We start from the raw sequence: 4,412 nt of genomic DNA on the forward strand, positions 1-4,412 counted from the left end.
TAGGCAGAAAGATAAAGATCTTTTTAATGGATTTCTTTGGGATAAGACCTAAATTTCGCATAAGAGATTTTATGTTAAATATGTAGTTAATTTTCTTAAACTTATTATATATTTAAAAAATATAAATGAAGATATGGCATTAGTAATATGTATTATCATGTGATTTTAGAATTAGGCGAAAAACATCATAAAAATGCGTGGGATAAAGTTGAAATCAAATCAGATTTAACAGATTTAGAAGATTTGATTTGTAAATATGCTGAACCTTACCAGGTTGGGAACCCTATATTAATAAATGGGCGTACAATTCCTATTGAGCATATTGAACGTTTACGCATGTTTTCTAGTGAGATATCTGGTGAGGTTTTAAAACAGCAACAAGCTGCTCAACGAAGGGCTGAAAATCAGGCATCTAGTGTTGTTATGATCGGTTTTTATTCTAATGATTTAGAGTCCGCGATTCTTAAACAAAAAGAAATAACAGAAGAATTAATAACATATGCAAAAGGAACTAAAAAGCAAGTTCCTAATTTATTAGGTAAAGAAAAGAAGGTTACCCCATCTAAAGTATTCATTGTCCATGGGCATGATGATGCATTGATAAATGAAGTAAAAGCTTTTTTATCAGCTCAATTAATTGAGCCAATAGTTCTCAGAGAACAGCACGATGCTAGCCTTACAATCATAGAAAAGTTAGAACGTTACACAAAAGATCCTTCTATTGGGTTTGGGATAGTTTTATACACACCTGATGATCAGGGAAAAGCTATTGGGGAGGATGAGTACAAATTAAGAGCTAGGCAAAATGTTGTTTTTGAGCATGGTTTATTAATAGGTTTATATACTCGTGAAAAAGTAATCTGCTTAGTAAAAAAGGAAGGTCATATTGAAATGCCAGGAGATGTAAATGGTGTCGTATATACAGACCATGGTTATAAAGACTGGCGTATGTCTGTGGCTCATATGCTAAGTGATGCTGGATATGATATTAACTATAGAAAAATTAATTGAAACATATAAAAAAGGAGCTTTCGCTCTTTTTTATATGTTTCAATTTGTACCTAAATCTAGGTTGCAATAAAAGATTTTGTATTAAGCCCGTGTGGCTTTCTTGTAAGCCACAGCAAAGTATCCTTGTGATATAATGCATATCGATATACAATATATTATATGAAGGGCATCTCAATTGATAAAAAGTTTTAAGTGCGAATATACGCGTCAATTATTTGAAACGGGTAAGAGTTCTAAATTTTCAGCTATTTTGAAAGTTGCTACCCGAAAATTGACGATGCTAGATGCAGCAGTAACTTTAGATTTTTTGAGATCTCCTCCAGGTAATCGATTAGAAAAATTAGAACGTGATCGTTTAGGGCAACACAGTATTCGTATTAATGATCAATGGCGAATCTGTTTTGTTTGGACGGATAATGGACCCAGTGAGGTTGAGATAGTCGATTACCATTAATTTTGAGAGGTATATGTATGATCCATCATAATGGTATGAGAGCTGTTCACCCAGGTGAAATTCTTAAAGAAGAGTACATGCTCCCACTAAATTTAAGCTCTACTGCTCTAGCTAGAAAGTTAGGTGTAACTGCAGCTCGAATTAACGATATTGTATTAGAACGTCGCGGTATTACTGCTGATACAGCTTTGCGATTAGCACGATTCTTTGGTGGAGATGCTGAAAGTTGGCTTAATTTACAACATCAATATGATTTGAAAATTGCCTATGAAAAAGCTGGTAAAACCATCGAACAGACTATTAGACCGTATGATGATTTATTGGCATTTGCATAACATTTTAATTGTATATGAAGTAGAAAAGCCTAACTAATGTTAGGCTTTTCTACTTCATATAAGAGATTCTATTTTAAATAAAATTTTGTTCCAATTAATGTGTAATCATCAATTGGACCTTTATTCTCTATCCTTCTTTTTAGAGCATTAGTAAATTTAATAGTGTCGCTCATTGTGACTTTACTGAAATTTTTTCTTTGATCCCAAAAATGATATGCACCATCAGACATTATAAATACTGACATTTCTTCTCCATATTCATCTTTTAAAGAGTCATAGGGGATAAATGTATAGTCATTATCTAAATCAATGAAAGATGAAATCGCATTTGTTAAAGTACTTTGACTTATCTTTTTTTCGTTTAACTCCTTTTTACTATATATTTTTTTATCAAGTAACTTTTGATATTGAGTATGATCATTCGTAAGTTGAATTAATTTAGTATCTTGCTTGATATAAACTCTACAATCGCCAATATGCCAAATGCTCAAACCACTATCATCTAAAAAACAAAATGAGAGAGTTGTAGAGGCCTTAATGTATTCAGAATTTTGACTTTGAATAAAATTTTGAAAATTGATTTTGAGTTCTTCTTTTAAAGAATGTTCTAAGTATTCGTGACTAATTTGTTGAAGGTTTTCAATATAGTTACAAACGAAATAGGATGCTTCTTTTGCACCATGATATGAGCCTAAACCATCAGCAACCCCAAATAAAAAGCCATTACTTTTTTTAAGAGGCACAATTAGTGAATCTTCATTCTGTTTACTTCTTTCAGGCGAAAATTTATCTCTTGCTTCTGAAAAAGATGAAACGCAACTTAATGTAATTTTCATTTTATCACTCTTAGAATATCGTTTCTGATTTCAGCAATCGATTGATATCGGAACCTAACCGTTTGGGAAGTACACTTATTTGCGATGCTAGCTAGCTCTGTTATGTGTAATTGTGACATGACCACGCCTAGTGCAAAAATGTCAGAAAGATGCGAATAATGCGCAGCTTCTTCAACTTCAGGAGCCATGTATCGTGTTGTTCCAAGACATAGACCAATTGCACTCATAACATCGTTAGGATGTGCATTAGGAGCTAAATTTTTAATTAGTCCAAAATCTGAAATTTTATATACTCCATTAAAAAGTAATATATTTTCTGGTTTTATATCTCTATGAACTAGTCCTTTATTATGAAGATATTCCAAACCATCCAGAACATCTAGAATAACTTTAATCTTTTCCTCATTAGAAAGAAGGTCTTTTTTAATTAGCTTATTCAAGTCAGAATCAGCAAGATCCATTACAAAAAATGGAGCATCGCCTTGATGGACTACACAAATAGAAACTATATTTTTGTGAGTACAATTTGTCTGATATCTCATTTCCTGACGGAATCTTTCTAATAGTTCACCTTCAGAAAATAGAGAAGCTTCAGCAATATTTTTTTGTGGAGCAAATCGTTTTAGTGCATATCTAAAATCACATGTAGGTAATGCCACTTCGTATACTTCACCAAATCCTCCAGCTCCAATTTTGTCAACAACTTGGAACTCATAACTTGAGTGTCTGTAAACTTCCAAAATTTATGCTCCTACAAACTTAAAATTTTATAAAAATAATTAGGTATAAATTACTTACTATATTTTCTGCATTTTCTCATAAATTAATAAAAATTATGATTAATATTTGGAATGAAATTTTTTTGTTATAGACAATTAATTTTAAGAAATTCTAAAATTAACATAATACACCTTATACGAAATGCTAATTTTTACTTCTTATAATTCAACAATATAATCCATTTCGAAAAACCCCTGACTGTGAACAGGGGTTTTTTACTTGATTTTTCATGTTCTACGCCTAAATATTAGGCAATGTTTCACAGTTTTACTTAAATAATCTGAATAATTAAATCTATATAATTTCAGCGATTATCTTGAATAAGATTATCCAATTTATCTTCTAATTTTTTAATCTTATATTTGAGCGATAAAATAGAATTTTTTAAACGTTCATGTTCAGGAGCATCAGGATTTTTTAATTGATTAAAAACCTCCAATAATTCTCTGCGTTGAGTGCAGAACCTTTCAATGTCACTTTCAAGAGCCATTCTTGGTGTCCACAGAGCTAGTAAACTTTGCTCATAGTCTTTGAGTTCTTCACAACTCATTGCGGCTAATTCAACTTTAGTTCTCATGGTTTAAAATCCGTTTTGCTATGCAGAGCTTTAAAAATTCGTTTTGCGGTTTCCTCCCTTACACTTTTCGGATCTCGTAAGATGCCACCGATCCAAAGGGCAAAAGCAGGATAATCAGGAAAGTTACTTAGGTCTGATAGTTCAGAGAGTTGAGATAAAATAGTGCTGTACTTGTTAATTTGAGCATCGGATAGATTGAAAAACATGTCTATGGTGTTTTGATCTCGCTGACGCTCTACTAATTTGGGCTTTGGTTTTTCTTTTACTATAAATTTAAAGCCAATTACTGAACGCCCTTTTTTAATTGGATTATAGTCAACTGTTATATCGGTAAATTTATTAATTTCATCTAATGAACTATTCAAAACTCTTCGTTTTAAGTTCCTCAAATCTCTATAAGATTCAGGTAAACCAAATTC

Annotated in this window: 6 protein-coding genes and 1 pseudogene; 3 read left to right on the forward strand and 4 right to left on the reverse strand. The window is 31.7% G+C overall.

Features of this window, described 5'->3' with window-relative positions; translation table 11 throughout:
* Nucleotides 1-147 precede the first annotated feature (147 nt).
* The 3 genes from FTV37_RS16430 to FTV37_RS16440 all read left to right on the forward strand — a co-directional run bounded on the left by FTV37_RS16430 (nt 148) and on the right by FTV37_RS16440 (nt 1,800).
* Nucleotides 148-1,011, forward strand: coding sequence for a TIR domain-containing protein (locus FTV37_RS16430; RefSeq protein ID WP_179991628.1), 864 nt, complete (start codon nt 148-150; stop codon nt 1,009-1,011).
* A gap of 175 nt (nt 1,012-1,186) precedes the next feature.
* A complete protein-coding gene (locus tag FTV37_RS16435; protein ID WP_179991629.1) occupies nt 1,187-1,465 on the forward strand; it encodes a type II toxin-antitoxin system RelE/ParE family toxin in 279 nt (92 codons plus the stop codon).
* 17 nt (nt 1,466-1,482) lie between these two features.
* On the forward strand, nt 1,483-1,800 hold the full coding sequence (locus FTV37_RS16440) for a HigA family addiction module antitoxin (RefSeq protein ID WP_179991630.1): 318 nt from the start codon (nt 1,483-1,485) through the stop codon (nt 1,798-1,800).
* A 68-nt stretch (nt 1,801-1,868) separates the two neighbouring features.
* On the opposite strand, the gene FTV37_RS16445 is transcribed toward FTV37_RS16440, so the two are convergent.
* The 4 genes and pseudogenes from FTV37_RS16445 to FTV37_RS16460 form a co-directional block, all read right to left on the reverse strand.
* A complete protein-coding gene (locus tag FTV37_RS16445; RefSeq protein WP_179991631.1) occupies nt 1,869-2,636 on the reverse strand; it encodes a PP2C family serine/threonine-protein phosphatase in 768 nt (255 codons plus the stop codon).
* Nucleotides 2,633-3,376 carry a serine/threonine-protein kinase gene (locus FTV37_RS16450; RefSeq protein ID WP_179991632.1) on the reverse strand — a complete coding sequence of 248 codons (744 nt, stop codon included), beginning with the start codon at nt 3,374-3,376 and terminating at the stop codon, nt 2,633-2,635. The genes FTV37_RS16445 and FTV37_RS16450 overlap by 4 nt, the downstream gene beginning before the upstream one ends.
* Before the next feature lie 344 nt (nt 3,377-3,720).
* Complete coding sequence (locus FTV37_RS16455) at nt 3,721-3,993, reverse strand: hypothetical protein (RefSeq protein WP_179991633.1); 273 nt, start codon at nt 3,991-3,993, stop codon at nt 3,721-3,723.
* Nucleotides 3,990-4,412 (reverse strand): annotated as a pseudogene (locus tag FTV37_RS16460) (replication initiation protein); the annotation flags it as partial. The gene FTV37_RS16455 and the pseudogene FTV37_RS16460, both read right to left, overlap by 4 nt.

Source organism: Acinetobacter sp. YH16042 (assembly GCF_013417245.1).
GTDB classification, from domain to species: Bacteria; Pseudomonadota; Gammaproteobacteria; order Pseudomonadales; family Moraxellaceae; genus Acinetobacter; species Acinetobacter amyesii.